Source organism: Pseudarthrobacter sp. SORGH_AS 212 (genome assembly GCF_030818145.1).
GTDB lineage: Bacteria > Actinomycetota > Actinomycetes > Actinomycetales > Micrococcaceae > Arthrobacter.
The window spans coordinates 659,515-675,753 of the sequence record NZ_JAUTAA010000001.1 but is presented as its reverse complement, the minus strand read 5'-3'; the positions used below and the strand labels follow the sequence as shown (position 1 = coordinate 675,753).

The 16,239-nt window shown below is 65.9% G+C and carries 17 protein-coding genes and 1 pseudogene; 8 read left to right on the top strand and 10 right to left on the bottom strand.

The window, feature by feature from the left end; translation table 11 throughout:
* The first annotated feature begins 12 nt into the window (after positions 1–12).
* A complete protein-coding gene (locus QE394_RS02955) occupies positions 13–636 on the top strand; it encodes a rhomboid family intramembrane serine protease (protein ID WP_349035364.1) in 624 nt (207 codons plus the stop codon).
* A gap of 76 nt (positions 637–712) precedes the next feature.
* Here the strand turns inward: QE394_RS02955 and greA are convergent, their stop codons facing one another.
* Both greA and QE394_RS02945 read right to left on the bottom strand, forming a co-directional pair.
* Positions 713–1,207: a transcription elongation factor GreA gene (greA, locus tag QE394_RS02950; protein WP_056081957.1), complete on the bottom strand. Its 495-nt coding sequence runs from the start codon at positions 1,205–1,207 to the stop codon at positions 713–715.
* Between the two features lie 142 nt (positions 1,208–1,349).
* Positions 1,350–1,826 carry a DUF4307 domain-containing protein gene (locus QE394_RS02945; RefSeq protein WP_349033674.1) on the bottom strand — a complete coding sequence of 159 codons (477 nt, stop codon included), beginning with the start codon at positions 1,824–1,826 and terminating at the stop codon, positions 1,350–1,352.
* Between the two features lie 126 nt (positions 1,827–1,952).
* Here QE394_RS02945 and mca point away from each other — a divergent pair, with 126 nt between their 5' ends.
* Together mca and QE394_RS02935 are read left to right on the top strand one after the other, a co-directional pair.
* Positions 1,953–2,858 carry a mycothiol conjugate amidase Mca gene (gene mca / locus QE394_RS02940; RefSeq protein WP_261620607.1) on the top strand — a complete coding sequence of 302 codons (906 nt, stop codon included), beginning with the start codon at positions 1,953–1,955 and terminating at the stop codon, positions 2,856–2,858.
* A gap of 97 nt (positions 2,859–2,955) precedes the next feature.
* Positions 2,956–3,291, top strand: a complete 336-nt coding sequence (locus tag QE394_RS02935; protein WP_349033673.1) for a hypothetical protein — start codon at positions 2,956–2,958, stop codon at positions 3,289–3,291.
* Between the two features lie 34 nt (positions 3,292–3,325).
* Here QE394_RS02935 and QE394_RS02930 read toward each other — a convergent pair whose 3' ends face one another.
* A complete protein-coding gene (locus QE394_RS02930; RefSeq protein ID WP_349035363.1) occupies positions 3,326–3,988 on the bottom strand; it encodes a hemolysin III family protein in 663 nt (220 codons plus the stop codon).
* A gap of 227 nt (positions 3,989–4,215) precedes the next feature.
* Here QE394_RS02930 and QE394_RS02925 point away from each other — a divergent pair, with 227 nt between their 5' ends.
* Entirely contained in the window at positions 4,216–4,977 is a 762-nt protein-coding gene (locus tag QE394_RS02925) for an isoprenyl transferase (RefSeq protein WP_156368420.1), read from the top strand.
* A gap of 238 nt (positions 4,978–5,215) precedes the next feature.
* Positions 5,216–6,634 (top strand): PhoH family protein, encoded by a 1,419-nt coding sequence (locus tag QE394_RS02920; RefSeq protein ID WP_056081945.1) that lies wholly within the window; start codon positions 5,216–5,218, stop codon positions 6,632–6,634.
* A gap of 229 nt (positions 6,635–6,863) precedes the next feature.
* On the opposite strand, the gene QE394_RS02915 is transcribed toward QE394_RS02920, so the two are convergent.
* Positions 6,864–7,511 (bottom strand): GNAT family protein, encoded by a 648-nt coding sequence (locus QE394_RS02915; protein ID WP_349033672.1) that lies wholly within the window; start codon positions 7,509–7,511, stop codon positions 6,864–6,866.
* 41 nt (positions 7,512–7,552) lie between these two features.
* The gene (locus QE394_RS02910; protein ID WP_200937844.1) at positions 7,553–8,347 is read right to left on the bottom strand and encodes a hypothetical protein; all 795 of its coding nucleotides are present in this window, start codon (positions 8,345–8,347) and stop codon (positions 7,553–7,555) included.
* A gap of 59 nt (positions 8,348–8,406) precedes the next feature.
* On the opposite strand from QE394_RS02910, the gene QE394_RS02905 reads away from it, so the two are divergent.
* Together QE394_RS02905 and QE394_RS02900 are read left to right on the top strand one after the other, a co-directional pair.
* Positions 8,407–8,967 carry an A24 family peptidase gene (locus tag QE394_RS02905; protein ID WP_349033671.1) on the top strand — a complete coding sequence of 187 codons (561 nt, stop codon included), beginning with the start codon at positions 8,407–8,409 and terminating at the stop codon, positions 8,965–8,967.
* Between the two features lie 47 nt (positions 8,968–9,014).
* Entirely contained in the window at positions 9,015–9,485 is a 471-nt protein-coding gene (locus tag QE394_RS02900) for an NUDIX domain-containing protein (RefSeq protein ID WP_261620604.1), read from the top strand.
* A gap of 130 nt (positions 9,486–9,615) precedes the next feature.
* On the opposite strand, the gene QE394_RS02895 is transcribed toward QE394_RS02900, so the two are convergent.
* The 5 genes from QE394_RS02895 to QE394_RS02875 all read right to left on the bottom strand — a co-directional run bounded on the left by QE394_RS02895 (position 9,616) and on the right by QE394_RS02875 (position 14,959).
* Positions 9,616–11,319 (bottom strand): MDR family MFS transporter, encoded by a 1,704-nt coding sequence (locus QE394_RS02895; protein WP_349033670.1) that lies wholly within the window; start codon positions 11,317–11,319, stop codon positions 9,616–9,618.
* On the bottom strand, positions 11,316–11,987 hold the full coding sequence (locus QE394_RS02890) for a TetR/AcrR family transcriptional regulator (RefSeq protein ID WP_261620602.1): 672 nt from the start codon (positions 11,985–11,987) through the stop codon (positions 11,316–11,318). Before QE394_RS02890 ends, QE394_RS02895 begins: the two co-directional genes overlap by 4 nt.
* 131 nt (positions 11,988–12,118) lie before the next feature.
* Positions 12,119–13,546 (bottom strand): class II fumarate hydratase, encoded by a 1,428-nt coding sequence (locus QE394_RS02885; protein WP_015936466.1) that lies wholly within the window; start codon positions 13,544–13,546, stop codon positions 12,119–12,121.
* 107 nt (positions 13,547–13,653) lie between these two features.
* Positions 13,654–14,268, bottom strand: a complete 615-nt coding sequence (locus QE394_RS02880) for a carbonic anhydrase (RefSeq protein WP_015936467.1) — start codon at positions 14,266–14,268, stop codon at positions 13,654–13,656.
* A gap of 10 nt (positions 14,269–14,278) precedes the next feature.
* Positions 14,279–14,959, bottom strand: coding sequence for a DUF4245 domain-containing protein (locus tag QE394_RS02875; protein WP_235501549.1), 681 nt, complete (start codon positions 14,957–14,959; stop codon positions 14,279–14,281).
* Between the two features lie 226 nt (positions 14,960–15,185).
* Here QE394_RS02875 and glpX point away from each other — a divergent pair.
* Positions 15,186–16,209: pseudogene (gene glpX / locus QE394_RS02870) on the top strand (class II fructose-bisphosphatase).
* Positions 16,210–16,239 lie beyond the last annotated feature (30 nt).

The window sequence follows — 16,239 nt, the reverse complement described above, 5'->3', positions numbered from 1 at the left end:
GTGGCTGGCCTGATGCGGAGCGGGGACTTCCGGGAGCGGCAGACGACGGCGGCGCGCGCCAAGGGCGGGCTGCTCGTCCTGGGCGGGTTCGTGGCACTCCTCTTTGTCATTGAGCTGTTCAACACGCTGACGCTGGGGTCGCTGACGCGCACGTTCGGACTGCGGCCCCGGAGCGCGGACGGGCTCCTCGACATCTTCACGTTTCCGCTGCTGCATGCCAACCTGAACCACCTGCTGTCCAACAGCCTGCCGCTCATCATCTTTGGCTTCCTGGTGTTCCTCTCCGGTCTCCGGGTTTTCCTGACTGCCCTCGCGCTCAGCTGGCTGGGATCGGGAATCACCGTCTGGCTGATCGGCGACGGCGGAATCACCGTAGGCTCCTCAGGCCTTGTCTTCGGACTCTTTGCCTTCCTCTTGGTCCGCGGCTTCTTCAACCGCAGCTGGAAACAGATCCTCCTGGCCGTGGTCCTGTTCATGGGCTATGGCAGCATCCTGTTGGGCCTGCTGCCCATCGTGTCCGGCCTCGTTTCCTGGCAGGCCCACCTTGGCGGAGCCGCCGGGGGAGTGGTTGCCGCACTGATCCTCCGCCCGCGTTCGGGCGCCGACAGGCAGCGGGACCGCGCAATTCCCCTGTAGCTGCCGCCCGATCAGCTAAAACAGAAAAGCGCCTGCCGCCCCAAGGGCGGCAGGCGCTTTGGCAGCTCAGGAAAAACTAGGCTGCGTAAGGCTTTGCGGACAGGATTTCCACCTTGATGTCCTTGCCGTTGGGCGCAACGTAGCTCAGCGTCTCGCCTTCCTTGTGGCCAAGGATGGCAGAACCCAGGGGGGACTTCTCGCTGAAGACGTCCAGGTCCGAATCGCCGGCAATCTCACGGGATCCGAGCAGGAAGGTCTCTTCGTCCCCGGCAATCCGGGCCACCACGATCATGCCGGGCTCAACGATGCCGTCATCGGCGGGAGATTCACCCACGTGGGCGTCCCGAAGCAGCACGGTCAGCTGGCGGATGCGGGCCTCGATCTTGCCCTGCTCTTCCTTGGCCGCGTGGTAACCGCCGTTTTCCTTGAGGTCACCCTCCTGGCGGGCAGCGTCGATCTTCTGGACAATATCCGCCCGGCCGGGGCCGGAAAGGTGGTCCAGCTCTGCCTTCAGGCGGTCAAAAGCTTCCTGGGTGAGCCAGGCTGCAGCTGCGCTGTTGGTGGTAGACACGGACTTCTCCTCTAGTGGTCCTACATGCAAAAGACCCCGCCACGGTGGCCACTTGTGGAACAGCAACCAGCTCAGCGGGGTGAAGGTATTGATCCATTGTAGTCAAACCCCCGGATTTATCCCAACAAGCAAGCGGTCCACATCACACCTTCTGGCCGGATCCGTTCGTGGCCCAGCAGCTGTCCACAACGCCGGACACGGACAGCGACTCCGTGCGGACCGTGACCCGCTGGGAAACCGTCCTGCCGCCGTCGGCCGTTCCCTGTGTTCCCTCAGGAGCATCGGCGGGAATGTCCACCACCTTCCAGCCAACTACCGCGTACCTGGAATCGAGGGCCTTCACGGCGCACTTGACGGGAGTGCCGGGTTCCCGGGTCACCTGGAAGTCCACCTCGGCCACCGTGGCATCGGGTGTGCTGTAACCCACGTCCTTGAAGCTGACCGCCGACAGTGAATTCGACGTGGAGACCCATGCCAGGAAACTAATACCGACGGCGAGGGCCCCGCCCGCGATGGCGCGCTTGACGCCGGGCGTCAGGCTGCGCTTTTGGCCACCATATCGATTGGCTAGGCTAGTGTCTGCGGGCGCGGATGGGGCCGGCTGGTCCGGGGAAGTCACCAGACCAGTTTAGTGCCCATCCTGTGGTGGCCAATTGCACCGGCCATGACGGCGCTGTCCGTCCGCCCGCATACCGCCACAACCCTGCACCGCCACACACCACGAAGAATGAGGAGCCGTCCTTCCATGACAGCGTCCAGCACATCCCCGGCACCGCTTCGGCTGCTCGCAGTGCATGCCCACCCGGACGACGAGTCCAGCAAGGGCGCTGCCACGATGGCCATGTACGCTGCCGCCGGCGTAGAGGTCATGGTGGCCACCTGCACCGACGGATCGCGCGGCGACATCCAGAACCCTGCCGTGGAAGGCGAGCCGCACCCCAAGCGGGACATGGCGGGCGCGCGGCGCCTGGAGATGGACCGGGCGGCAAAGATCCTTGGCATCCGGCAGCGCTGGCTGGGGTTCGTGGACTCTGGCCTGCCCGAAGGCGATCCGCTTCCGCCCCTTCCGGCAGGCTCCTTCGCCACGCTGCCGCTGCACCATGCCGCGGCACCTCTGGTGCGGCTGGTCCGGTCCTTTAAGCCGCACGTCATCCTCTCCTATGATGAGAACGGCGGCTACCCCCACCCGGACCACATCATGGCGCACAAAGTGGCAGTGGAAGCGTTCGATGCCGCCGGCGATGCCGGCAGGTACCCCGAAGCGGGGGAGCCCTGGGAGCCCGGAAAGCTGTACTACGACCGCGCGTTCAGCCCGGAACGCTTCCGTGCGTTACATTTCGCGCTCGAGGAAGCCGGGCTGCAGTCACCGTATGCGGAACGCCTCGCAGCGTGGCTGGAGTCCGATGCGGAGGGGCACACTCCGCCGCCCGCAGCACATGCCACCACCACGCAGGTGGATTGCGGAGACTTTTTCGAGGTGCGCGACGACGCCCTCCGCGCCCACCGCACGCAGGTGGACCCCCTGGGGTTCTTCTTCGCCGTGTCAGCAGACATGCAGCGGCGGACCTGGCCATGGGAGGACTACTCCCTGATCAAGTCGCGGGTCTCCTCCGAACTGCCCGAGACGGACCTGTTTGCCGGGCTAAGATAGAAACGGCAGCGATTTCTATGCCGCGTAGAAGTGAGCCTCCAGCGCTTCGGGCGTGACATATGTCCGGCTGCAACCCGATCCTTTGAAGGTATTACACGTGCAAAACTTGCTCCTCAGACTGGCCACAACCCCCACGCCGATGCCCACTCCAACCCTGCGCGACGGGATCACGGAGGACCAGGTGACGCCCGGCTTGCTGGGCTTCATCATGACTGCCTTTTTCGTTGTGGTCACGGCGCTGCTCATCGTGGACATGGTCCGGCGGATCCGGCGCGTCCGGTACCGGGCGCAGGTGGAGGAGGAGCGCATCGCTGCTGCTGCCGAAGCGGACATCGAGGCTGAGGAAGCCCGCGAAGAACCCACGGCTCCGCAGGCATCCCGGGACACCAATGGAAACGGCTCCACCCAGGGCAACTCCCTGCCACGGGATTAGGCGCTTCCCCACGGACCCTGGCGGGGCGTAACGGTCAGCCCAGTACGGCTATGGCGATGGCCGTGAAATGGGCGGCGAACGCAAAGACCGTGAAGGCGTGGAAAAGCTCGTGGAAGCCGAAGTGGTTGTAACTGAAGTTCGGCTTCTTCAGGGCGTAGAACACAGCCCCCGTGATGTAGAGCGCGCCGCCCACGCAGATGAGGACGGCTGCTGGAACGCTCGCCTGGAAAAACTGCGGCAAGTAGAACAGCGCGCCGCATCCCAGCGCAATGTAGATGGGCACGTACAGCCAGCGCGGCGCATCAGTCCACAGCAGCCGGAACAATACCCCCAGGATGGCGCCGGACCAGATGATCCAGAGCAGGAGGACGGCCTGCTGCCGTTCCAACAGGGTCCAAGCCAGGGGAGTGTAGCTGCCGGCGATGACCAGCATGATGTTGGTGTGGTCGAGCCGCTTCAGGACCCGCTTCACCACCGGTGACCAGTTGCCGCGGTGATACACGGCGCTGACGCCGAACAGCAGCACGCCAGTGGCGGCGTAGATGGCCGACGTGATTTTTCGGTCGGCGGTGGGGGCCAGGACCACCAGGACGATACCCGCGGCCAGGGCAAACGGGGCCGCTACGGTGTGGATCCAGCCGCGCCACTTCGGTTTGATCATCAGCAGCTCGGCCAGCCGGACGGCGGCATCGTCCATCGGAGTGTTTCCCGGCGGAGCGGGCTTTTCATCCTCCGGTTGCGGCGTGCGCGGGGCCTCGGAAGAGTCGCTGTTCATGAGTCCAGAATAACCTACGTTCCGGTAAGTTACTCATCGGTAACTGCGCTTGCAGCCCCGCGCGGGGCCCCTTCGGCCGGCATGCGCCGCCCGGGCGGTAGCCTAGGATGTGCAAGTACGAACAGCGAGGAAGTCAGGTGAGTGGACGCGTGGAGTTGCCCGGGTTCCTCTACGGCTATTACGAGCGGCGGCTGCTCAAGGACCTTTCCCGGGACCGCATCCCGCGGCACATCGGTGTGATGGTGGACGGGAACCGTCGCTGGGCCAAGCAGTTCAATGCACCCACAAGCCAGGGCCATCAGGCGGGCGCGGATAAGATCCATGAGTTCCTGGGCTGGTGCCAGGAGCTCGGCGTCAAAGTGGTGACGCTGTACATGCTGTCCACGGACAACATGAACAGGTCCAGTGAGGAACTGGACCTCCTCATGGGCATCATCGCCAACACCCTGGACCGGCTGGACGAGGACGAGAACATTTCCGTTCACGCCATGGGTGCGCCGGAGCTGCTTCCCGGCTACCTTGCCGAGCGCCTGAACAAACTGACGGCACGGACGCCCGTCCACGAAAAGATCCATGTCAACGTGGCCGTGGGATACGGCGGTCGCCGGGAGATCGTGGATGCAGTCCGTGAACTGCTGCATGACGCCGTGGCCAAGCGTGCCGACATCAACCAGCTTGCCGATGAACTCAGCGTGGATGACATCTCACGGTACCTCTATACCCGCGGCCAGCCTGACCCTGACCTGGTCATCCGCACCTCCGGCGAGCAGCGGCTCTCCGGGTTCCTCATGTGGCAGAGCGCCTACAGCGAGTTCTATTTCTGCGAGGCCCTCTGGCCGGCGTTCCGCAAGGTCGACTTCCTGCGGGCACTGCGGGATTACGCGGGCCGGCAACGGCGCTTCGGCTCCTGACACTCCCGGTTCACCCGGAGTTCACAACACCGCAACAGGAATCGCCGCGTAATGGTTGCGGAAATGCCGGGGGGTGGATTTACGTTATATCCATCAGCAGGCAAACCGCCGGCTGATCGGGGAGGCCAGTACATGGAGCGGAACTTCGCACCGGTTGTATGGGAGGCCGGACCCGGCCTCATGGCCGAGCCGCCTCACCAATAACAAGGCCGGGCTGGGGCCCGGGGCTGGAGTCGATGTGGCTACTTCTGAAAAACTGCATGAGGTCCTTTCAGGCCAGGCAGGAACAGCTACCTCTCGCACTGTGCGAGCCACTGAAAAAACCGGCGCAGCAACTGATGCTGCGGCCGGTTTTGCCGTCTCCGGAAGGGATTCCCTGATCCACACCTTCGTGATCGACACCTCCGTCCTCCTCTCGGACCCCCGGGCGCTGCTGCGGTTCGCAGAACACGAAGTCATCGTCCCCATCGTGGTCATCACTGAGCTCGAAGCAAAGCGCCACGACCCCGAACTGGGCTACTTCGCCCGCACGGCCCTGCGGCTCCTCGACGACCTGCGGGTCAAGCACGGCGGCCTGAACCAGCCCATCCCCATCGGGGACGACGGCGGGACCCTCACTGTGGAGCTCAACCATATCTCCGCCGAGGTGCTCCCGCTCGGGTTCCGCAGCGGCGACAACGACAGCCGCATCCTCGCCGTTGCGAAGAACCTCGCCAACGAAGGCAAGAACGTCACCGTGGTGTCCAAGGACCTGCCGATGCGCGTCAAGGCCTCAGCGATGGGGTTGACAGCGGATGAGTACCGCAACGAGCTGGTCAAGGACTCCGGCTGGACCGGGGTTGCCGAAGTCGAGGCCAACGAGGAGGAGATTTCCACCCTCTACGGCCACGAACCGGTGTTCATTCCCGCGGCCGCGGAACTGCCGGTCAACACCGGGCTGGTCCTGCTGTCCAACCGGGGTTCCGCCCTGGGCAGGGTGGGTGCCGACAAGCAGGTCCGCCTTGTCAAGGGTGACCGGGACGTGTTCGGGCTTCATGGCAGGTCCGCCGAGCAGCGGCTGGCCATCGACATGCTGATGGACCCTTCCGTCGGGATCGTCTCCATCGGCGGGCGCGCCGGCACCGGCAAGTCGGCCCTGGCCCTGTGTGCGGGCCTCGAAGCAGTCCTGGAACGCCGCGAGCACCGCAAGGTCATCGTATTCCGCCCCCTTTACGCCGTGGGCGGCCAGGAACTCGGCTACCTGCCCGGCTCCGAGTCCGAAAAGATGAACCCCTGGGCCCAGGCCGTCTTCGATACGCTGGGCGCGCTCGTCAGCCAGGAAGTGGTGGAGGAAGTCATGGACCGGGGAATGCTCGAGGTCATGCCCCTCACCCACATCCGTGGCCGTTCCCTGCACGACGCATTCGTCATCGTGGACGAGGCCCAGTCCCTCGAAAAGAACGTCCTGCTGACAGTCATGAGCCGCATCGGCCAGAACTCGAAGATCGTGCTCACCCACGACGTCGCCCAGCGGGATAACCTCCGCGTCGGCAGGCACGACGGAGTCGCCGCCGTCGTCGAAACCCTGAAAGGCCACCCGCTCTTCGGCCACATCACGCTCACCCGCTCGGAAAGGTCCCCGATCGCAGCCCTGGTAACGGAACTCCTAGAGGGGTAGCTGGGTGTCCGCGGGTGCCCCTTCCTCTGCGTGCTGGCTCGTTCCCCGCCTCTGACGCACGTTGCCGGAAGGCGCACCCGCGCACACGTCCGGTTCGAGTCCTTCGTGTAGGAGCGCACCGCGGACTAGAGCGGTGTGCAGGTCGCCCAGCGACCGAAGCAGCGCGTCGGGAGGTGTCTAAGCGACGGCGAAGGACTCGGGGCGGACGAGCCGAACCACTGGCCTGCACTCAGGTGACGTGCAGGAACTTTGCCGCTGCTTCGTGGCCTTCTACCTGGAGGGTCCAGTCGGGGCGCTTGAAGGTTTCGGGCGTGACCCGGACTTTCTGGACCGTCTCCACCTGCGTGCCCCACGCCTTCCGGGTGGTTCCGTTGGGCTCGTAGCCGAGGGCGCGGGAGACGCCGAGGGAAGCCGCGTTCCAGTCCGCGGCTTCGGATTCGGCCACGTCGGCGCCCAGCCAGTCGAAGGCCCAGAGCACGACGGCGGCACGCATCTCTGCGCCCAGGCCCCGGCCCTGCACGGACTGTTTGAGCCATGATCCGGTGGAGACGGTCTTCAACAGTGCGAAGTCCTTGGCGCCCACGTCCTGGCAGCCGATGAACTGCCCCTCATGCCAGATACCCAGGAGCAGAGTCCAGGACTCCGGGGTGCATTCGGCTCGGAGGCGCCACTGCCACTGGGCCATCCGCGGCCCCATTTCCGCCAGGGGAGCCTCTGCCCATGCCGTGCTGAAGGGGTTCCGGCCGGGTTCGTGGATGCCGCTGCGGGCGGCGTCGACGGCTGCCGGGATGTCCTGTTCAGTGACGGGCCGCAGCTCCAGCCGTGGAGTGGTCAGCTTCAGGTCGTACAGCGGCCAGACGGAGCTCATGCTAATCATCCGCGAAGCCTAGCCGATGGCGTGCACCGTTGCCCGTCACGTCAGGCGGGCACATCCCAGCTGATGTGGCGGCGGACGTCGGTGAGGTTCATCGACTCGGCGAGGAAAAGGTCGTCCAGCATGTATTCGTCAACGCCGAGGATCCGCAGCCAGTGTCCGTAGCCTGCGGTGTCGTGCTCCAGCGAACGGCTGGCCACACAGACGCCCGTGCCAAGGTCCACCCGTATCAGGGTGCGGCCGGCAAGGCACAGGGGAGCCGCCGGATCCCAGGGTTGGTATGCGGGGGTGGGAACCACCACGGCCTCCATGGCAGGCCTGCCCTCGTGGTCCAGGGTGCGCACGTCCTCCACCAGTACCGGATTGCTGCCCGGAAACTCCAGCGGCGCAGGGGCGCTGCCGGCAAGCTCCACCGGGTCCAGTGCAGCGGAGAACCGTCCGTTGCCGAACCCGGGCTCGCCGTACGCTGCCTCCGGACGCCGTTTCACCAGTCCGGCCGCGCCGTACACCGGTGAGACAAGGTGGGGCGGGAGGAGCCAGGACTTGCGGGTGGAGCTGACGTAGAGGCCGTCACGGGAATCGTTGATTCCCGTGGTGCTGTGGAGGACCAGTCCTTCGGGGCTCTCCAGCCGCAGCGCACCGGGCCGGCGCAGCCACGCCCGGACCAGGGAAGCCCCCGGAGCCGGTGCTGCGTCGAACGGCTCATCCCAGTACTCAAAGCGAAGTGACTGCCACTTCCACGGAGAGGACCGGCACAGGCTGCGGAACATGGCGGGGGGATCTGAAGGGGAGGCGCCGCCGGCGGGGTCCGGGCGCCGCCGGGAATCCCAGGCTGACATATCCACAGTTTACGCGGACCCGGTGGGGCGGGCAGGGGAATTCCAGTAGCATCCGAGGGGTGATCGGACGACTCGGCGACCTGTGGCTGGACACCCCCCTCGCGTTCTGGCTGGTGCTGGCGGCATGCCTCTATTTTGCGGTGATGGCAGTCCGCCTCACGGTGATCGACGTCCGCCACCACCTGCTGCCAAACCGGATCGTTTTCCCCTCCTATGGGGTGGCCGGGGTGCTCCTGCTCACTGCGGTGGCGACGGTCCTGGTGGCAGGGGCGGACGCTGCGGCCGTACCCGACGGCGGTGCCAGGCTTTTCGGCCTGCCCGGCGGCCGTATCCTCGCCGGGGGAGCGGTGCTGTGGCTGTTCTACTTCCTCCTCCGCTTGGTGTATCCGCCCGGCATGGGATTCGGTGACGTGAAGCTGGCCGGTGTGCTGGGCATGTACCTGGGCTACCTCGGCTGGGGGCACGTGTTCGCCGGAACGTTCGCGGCATTCCTCCTGGGCGGCGTGTGGAGCCTCGGACTGCTCGCCACCCGCCGCGGCAGCCTCAAATCCGCCATCCCGTTCGGCCCGTTCATGCTGGCCGGCACCGCCGCTGCGATGCTCCTGCTGCCTGCCGCCTGAAGCCACCGAAGGGTCTGGCCACGCCGTGCGGCGGCTAGGCTGAAGCCATGGCAGCGCCCGAATTCATCCTTAAACTCCGTGAAAAAATCGGTCACGATCCCCTGTGGATTCCTGCAGTGCGGGGAGTGGTGGTCAATGACGACGGGCACATCCTGCTGGGGCAGCGATCTGACAACGGCCGGTGGGCCCTGATTTCCGGCCTGCTGGATCCGGGGGAGCACCCGGGCCCCGGGTTGGTGCGGGAGATCTTTGAAGAGACCGCGGTGGTGGCAGAGACCGAGCGCATGGTTTCTGTTGGTGTCTCCGGCCCGGTCACCTTCCCCAACGGGGATGTGTGCGACTTCCTGGACATCGTGTTCCGGTGCCGCCATGTGTCCGGTGAGCCCCGGGTCAACGATGACGAATCCCTTGCCGTGGGCTGGTTCCCCCTCGACGGCCTGCCGGATATCCGGCCGAGGGACCGGGAGAGCATCGAACGGGCGCTGGCGCCCCATGACGCCGTCCACTACGAGCCCTGAGACCCGGGCCGCAACCCCCAGACAGGCCGCTGACAGGAACAGGGACGCCGCAACCCCCAAAGATTGCGGCGTCCCTGTTGTTCATCCGCGGCACCCGGACCAGGCGCGGCGGTGGTGCGTACGACGGCGGTCAGCGGCCCTGCGGGACCAGCTCGCCGTCGTCGTCCCGCGCCATGGCCGTGTCGCCAGCGTCCACGGCTTCCCCGGCGGGAGCATGCTGCCCTGCGGAAACGCCGGGCAGGCCGGCGGCCAGCCGCTCGGCTTCCTCGCCGCCGACGGCTTCGCCGCGGGCCACCATGCCGGCAGTATCGGACAGCGGGATCTGCTTGAGCGTGATGGCCAACAGCAGGGCAATGGCGATAAACGGCACCAGGTACCAGAACACCGGGGCCAGCGAATCAGCGTAGGCGTTGACGATCGCGTCACGCAGCTGCTCCGGGAGCTGGTTCATGGCCTGGGGGTCCAGGGTGCTGGTGGACTGCGATGCCTGCTCGGCCGATGCGCCCGCACCGGTGAAGGCACTGGTCAGCGACTCGGACAGGCGGGTGGTGAACAGGGATCCGAAGATCGCCACGCCCATGGCGGCGCCCACCTCGCGGAAGTAGTTGTTGGTGCTGGTGGCGGTACCGATCTGCTCAGCAGGGACGGAGTTCTGCACCACGAGGACCACCACCTGCATGATCAGGCCCAGGCCGGCGCCGAACACGAACAGCTGCACGCAGATCACCCAGATGGGTGTGCTCGCGGCCAGGGTGGTCATCCAGAGCATGGCGGCCATCGTGAGCGCAGCGCCCAGGATGGGGAACATCTTGTACTTGCCCGTCTTGGAAATCCGGATACCCGAGTAGATGGAGGTACCCATCAGGCCGGCCATCATGGGGAGCATGAGCAGCCCGGACTCGGCGGCGGACGTGCCGGAGGACATCTGCAGGAACGTGGGAACGAACGCGATGGCCGAGAACATGCCGAGGCCCAGGGTGAAGCCGATGGCGGTGGCGTTGATGAAGATCCGGTTGCGGAACAGGCTCAGCGGGATGATGGGGTCTCCCGCGCGGCGCTCCACGAAGACAAACGCGGCGGCGGACACCAGCAGGCCGGCGCCGAAGGCCCAGGTAAGGGGCGAATCCCAGCCCTCATCCTTCTTGCCGCCGAAGTCGGTGAAGAAGATCAGGCAGGTGGTGGCGACGGAGAGCAGCACAACGCCCAGGACATCGATCCGCTTCTCAGCCTTCTTGTTCGGCAGCGTCAGGGCGAACCAGGCGATGGCGAAGGCGGCCAGGCCAACGGGGATGTTGATGTAGAAGGCCCATTCCCAGGTGAGGTGGTCTACGAAGAAGCCGCCCAGCAGCGGGCCGGCCACGGCGGACAGGCCGAAGATGGCGCCCAGCGGGCCCATGTACTTGCCGCGGTCCTTGGCCGGCACGATGTCGGCGATGATGGCCTGGGAGAGGATCATGAGTCCGCCGCCGCCCAGCCCCTGGATGGCGCGGAAGATGACGAAGCCCCAGAAGTCCGTGGCCAGGGCGCAGCCAAGGGAGGCCAGGGTGAACAGGGCGATGGCCACCAGGAACAGGTTGCGCCGGCCCAGGATGTCACCGAATTTTCCGTAGATGGGCATCACGATGGTGGTGGCCAGCAGGTAGGCGGTGGTGATCCAGGCCTGGTGTTCCACACCGCCGAGCTTGCCGACGATGGTGGGCATCGCAGTGGAGACGATGGTCTGGTCAAGGCTGGACAGCAGCATCCCGGCGATCAGGGCCGAGAAAATGATCCAGATGCGTTTTTGGGTCAGCAGCAGGGGCCCTGCCGGCGGTGTGGCGGTTGCGGTACTCATGCGTTTCCTTCTGCTGCGGCGGGTGCCGTGCTGTCGAATGGTTGGGAGAAGAGGAGGCTCGCTGCCGAAATGTTTTCCAGCAGCAGCTCCGGGTAGCTGCGGGTATTGCCGTCGGAGAAGTAGGCCATGCTGCTTTTGCGGGCGATGGTGCCCAGCAGCACTACGGCCATCTGGACCACGGGGTGGTCCGGGGCCACCCCTTCACGCCGCGCGACGTCGCGGGCGAACTGCGCCTCGCGCTGCTCAGTTACCCCGATGATCCGCAGGATGAGCTGTGGTTCCTTCTTGACCACGGCGATCAGTTGACGGGTTTCCTCTTCGGAAGCCGACATGCCTTCGGCCAGCCGCAGGGACAGTTTCACCAGGTCCTGGAACAGCGTGGGGGAGATGTCGCCGGCGGGGGAGCCCGCGGCGCCGGCGACGAATTCTTCGATGACGTCCGCCGGAACATCGTCCTCAGCGTGGCCGATGATGGCGTCTTCCTTGGTGGGGAAGTAGTTGAAGAAGGTCCGGCGTGAAATGCCGGCCGCCTCGCAGACTTCCTCCACGGTGTAGCCATTGAGGCCCCTCGCCGAGGTCAGGGCCCTGGCGGCGGCGGTGATGGCGGTCCGGGTGGCGGCCCGTTTGCGTTCGCGCAGGCCCGGATCTGAATTTGCACTATCGGTCACAGAGTAAAGTTTTGCACTAAGCAGGCGATGGTGCAAGTTTTGCTGCGGTTGGGCGGGAGGGCCTTAAAGTACGACGGCGGCCGCCCGCCTTCGCTGGGAAGGTGGGCGGCCGCCGTCGGGCGTTAAGGTCTTTAGGCCTTGTGCGCCGGAGCCGTCATGGTGGTGACGTCCAATGCCTTGTCGAGGTCGGCCTCGGAGACCTTGCCTTCGCCTTCGCCGACGAAGCCGAGCTTCTCGGTGGCCTGGCGGATGGTCAGGCCCTCCTTGACCGCGATCTTGGCGATCTTGGCTGCGTTCTCGTAACCGATGTACTTGTTCAGCGGCGTGACGATCGAGGGGGAGGCCTCGGCCAGGAAGCGGGCACGCTCCACGTTGGCCGTGATGCCGTCAATCATCTTGTCCGCCATCACGCGGCTGGTGTTGGCCAGCAGGCGGATGGACTCGAGCAGGTTGGCGGCCATCACCGGGATGCCGACGTTGAGCTCGAAAGCGCCGTTGGTGCCGGACCAGGCGATGGCGGTGTCGTTGCCGATGACCTGGGCCGCCACCATGATGGATGCCTCGCAGATGACCGGGTTAACCTTGCCGGGCATGATGGAGGAGCCGGGCTGCAGGTCCGGGATGGCGATTTCGCCGAGGCCGGTGTTGGGGCCCGAACCCATCCAGCGGAGGTCGTTGTTGATCTTCATGAAGGAGATCGCGATGTTGCGCAGCTGGCTGGACGCCTCGATCAGGCCGTCGCGGTTGGCCTGTGCCTCAAAGTGGTCGCGGGCCTCTGTCAGAGGCAGGCCGGTGTCCGTGGCGAGCAGCTCGATAACCCGTTCCGGGAAGCCGGCGGGGGTGTTGATGCCGGTGCCCACAGCGGTGCCGCCCAGCGGAACTTCTGCGACGCGGGGGAGTGCGGCGTTGATGCGTTCGATGCCGTAGCGGACCTGTGCGGCGTAGCCGCCGAACTCCTGGCCCAGGGTCACCGGGGTGGCGTCCATCAGGTGCGTGCGGCCGGACTTGACGACGTCCTTGAACTCAACGGCCTTGCGCTCCAGCGACTCGGCCAGGTAGCCGAGGGCGGGGATGAGGTCGTTGATCAGCGCCGACGTGGCGGCCACGTGAACGGACGTGGGGAACACGTCATTCGAGGACTGCGAAGCGTTGACGTGGTCGTTGGGGTGGACCACCTTGTCGCTGCCGGCGGCCTTCAGCGCTCGCGTGGCCAGCTCTGCCAGGACCTCGTTGGTGTTCATGTTCGAGGAGGTGCCGGAACCGGTCTGGAAGACGTCGATGGGGAAGTCGCCGTCGTACTTGCCGGCTGCCACCTCATCGGCAGCGTCGGCAATCGCCTTGGCGAGCTCGCCGTCGAGCACGCCCAGTTCTGCGTTGGCCTGGGCAGCTGCCTTCTTGACCTGTGCCAGCGCCTCGATGTGGGTGCGCTCCAGGGTCTTGCCGGAGATGGGGAAATTCTCTACTGCCCGCTGCGTCTGCGCGCGGTACAGTGCGTTCACGGGGACGCGGACTTCGCCCATCGTGTCATGTTCAATGCGGAACTCTTCAGTGGAAGTCATGGGGCTAGCTTATGGCTCCCGGCCGCCCCATCGAAAACCGTGAAGCGGGCCCCGGAGCGGCCTGCCCGGCCGTCCCGGGACCCGCCTCACGGGTCCGCCACTGGTTGCTAGAGCTCGCCGATTCCGGAAACAAGGTCGGCGCGGCCCTCGGCCAGCCGGTACGAAAGGCCGATGACCGCAGTGCGGCCTTCCTCGATTGCGTCGGAAATCACACGCGAGCTGTCCACAAGGCGCTGGGACGTCTGCTTGACGTGCTCCACCACCATGTCGTTGACCTCCGGCTGGCCGTTGCGCAGCGAGGTCAGGACAGAGGGCGTGATGCGCTCCACGAGGTCGCGGATGAAGCCGGTGGGCATCTCGCCGGTCTCGACAGCCGACTTGGTGGCTGTGACCGCTCCGCAGCTGTCGTGGCCAAGGATCACGATCAGCGGCACCCCGAGCACACCGACGCTGTACTCGAGCGAGCCCAGCACGGCGTCGTCGATGACCTGGCCGGCGGTGCGCACCACGAAAACGTCGCCGAGGCCCACGTCGAAGATGATTTCCGCGGCGAGCCGGGAGTCGGAGCAGCCAAAGATGACAGCGAACGGGTGCTGGGTCTCCACCAGGGACGACCGGTGGTCGGCGTTTTGGTTCGGATGCGAGGACTCGCCGTTGACGAATCGTTCATTGCCTTCGCGCAGGCGGCGCCAGGCCAGTGCAGGAGTCAGATTAGTAGCCACGCTTACTACATTAAGGTGCGGCAGGCGCCGACGGTGAAACTGTGACGGCCGGGTTGCTGTCCATGGATTTCACGACGGCGTCGGCCAGGGTGCCGAACTCGTCCAGCTGCGCCGCGCCGGAGAGGATCACGGTGGTGCCGCGGTAATCCAGCACCATCGACTTCTCACCCTTGCCGGTGTCCCGGAGCTCCCATTCCTGGCCGCCCGCGTTGCGGGTCCCGGTCACCGGGGCGTTCCTTGTCTGCTGCAGGAGCCAGGTGGGGTTGGCCTTGTTCGTCTGCACCAGGGCGATGAAGGACTCCTTGGGGGTCAGGAAACCCACCTCCCACGTGGGAACGCCGCTGCCCGTCCCTGCCTCCCACCGCGCATAGTTGGGGCGGAACGCGTTGCCGGTATCCGGCGCCGCGGGTGTGAATCCCGCCACATCGGCAGCCCGCTGGGAGATGCCTGCGACGTCGATGTCCGGGCGGTATCCGTCACTCTTGGGCAGCGGGTTCATGAGGATGACGGGAAGGAACGCGGCGATGCTCACCGCCAGGGCGATGACCATGCCGATGACCGAAGCGTTCGCCCGCTTGGCCGCTGCTGCCGGAATGACAGGCTTTACGGGGGCGCCTGCGTCCCCGGCGCCGGCCCCGCCGCTGCCTCCGGTTCCTGCCGGGTCAGGGGTGGGGCTGGTCTTCTCCTGCATCTCATTCACCCCTCCATAGTCGCCCATGCCGGCATGGGACTTCCATTCGGCGGCTCCCGGAGGGAGTCCTGCACACTGTGTGCACATTGCGGGTGTGCGTCATCCGCCGTCCGGCACGGCCTCCCGCGACTATGATCGAAAGCAGAGGAATCACCGTCCAGCTGCTCCGGCGGGACGGGTTCAATGATCGCCACTCGAAGAAGAGGTTAACGTGTCACCAGCGTCCATGACCCAGAAGTACTCCACGATTTCACCGTCCCTTGCTGTGGGCAACGATGAGCCGGACCGCAACCTTGCCCTCGAGCTCGTCCGCGTCACCGAGGCAGCAGCCATCGCCGGCGGACACTGGGTGGGCTTCGGCGACAAGAACACGGCCGACGGTGCAGCCGTCGACGCCATGCGCTCCTTCCTGCAGACCGTCCACTTCAACGGCGTTGTGGTCATCGGCGAAGGCGAAAAAGACGAAGCCCCCATGCTGTTCAACGGTGAACGCGTCGGCGACGGCACCGGCCCCGAGTGCGACGTTGCTGTTGACCCGATCGACGGGACCCGGCTGACCGCCCTGGGCATCAACAACGCCCTGGCCGTCCTCGCCGTGGCGGAACGCGGTTCCATGTTCGACCCCTCCGCCGTCTTCTACATGGAAAAGCTCGTCACCGGGCCGGAGGCTGCTGACATGGTGGACCTGCGCCTGCCGGTCAAGCAGAACCTGCACCTGATCGCCAAGGCCAAGGGCGTGAAGGTCAACCAGCTCAACGTGATGATCCTGGACAGGGACCGCCACCGCCCCGCTGGTCGAGGAGATCCGCGAAGCCGGCGCCCGCACCAAGTTCATCATGGACGGCGACGTCGCCGGCGCCATCGCCGCAGCCCGTTCCGGCACCGGTGTTGACGCCCTGATGGGCATCGGCGGCACCCCTGAAGGCATCGTCGCTGCCTGCGCCATCAAGTCCCTCGGCGGCGTGATCCAGGGCCGCCTGTGGCCCACCAGCGACGAAGAGAAGCAGAAGGCGATCGACGCCGGCCACGACCTTGAGCGGGTCCTCTCCACCAACGACCTCGTCTCCAGCGACAACTGCTACTTTGCGGCAACCGGCATCACCGACGGCGACCTGCTGCGCGGCGTGCGTTACTCCAAGGACAAGGTCCTGACCCAGTCCATCGTGATGCGTTCCAAGTCCGGCACCATCCGCTTCGTGGACGGCGAGCACCAGGCCAGCAAGTGGGAAGGCTACGCCCGCAAGAGCTGACCGCAGTTCCCGGAAAGCCCCGGAGTGCCC

Excerpts from the sequence above, each read along its gene's own strand:
- QE394_RS02955 (WP_349035364.1), top strand. The coding sequence starts at position 13 with ATGCGGAGCGGGGACTTCCGGGAGCGGCAGACGACGGCGGCGCGCGCC.
- mca (WP_261620607.1), top strand. The coding sequence starts at position 1,953 with ATGACAGCGTCCAGCACATCCCCGGCACCGCTTCGGCTGCTCGCAGTG.
- QE394_RS02930 (WP_349035363.1), bottom strand. The coding sequence starts at position 3,988 with ATGGACGATGCCGCCGTCCGGCTGGCCGAGCTGCTGATGATCAAACCG.
- QE394_RS02915 (WP_349033672.1), bottom strand. The coding sequence starts at position 7,511 with ATGATTAGCATGAGCTCCGTCTGGCCGCTGTACGACCTGAAGCTGACC.
- QE394_RS02910 (WP_200937844.1), bottom strand. The coding sequence starts at position 8,347 with ATGTCAGCCTGGGATTCCCGGCGGCGCCCGGACCCCGCCGGCGGCGCC.
- QE394_RS02900 (WP_261620604.1), top strand. The coding sequence starts at position 9,015 with ATGGCAGCGCCCGAATTCATCCTTAAACTCCGTGAAAAAATCGGTCAC.
- QE394_RS02895 (WP_349033670.1), bottom strand. The coding sequence starts at position 11,319 with ATGAGTACCGCAACCGCCACACCGCCGGCAGGGCCCCTGCTGCTGACC.
- QE394_RS02885 (WP_015936466.1), bottom strand. The coding sequence starts at position 13,546 with ATGACTTCCACTGAAGAGTTCCGCATTGAACATGACACGATGGGCGAA.
- QE394_RS02875 (WP_235501549.1), bottom strand. The coding sequence starts at position 14,959 with ATGCAGGAGAAGACCAGCCCCACCCCTGACCCGGCAGGAACCGGAGGC.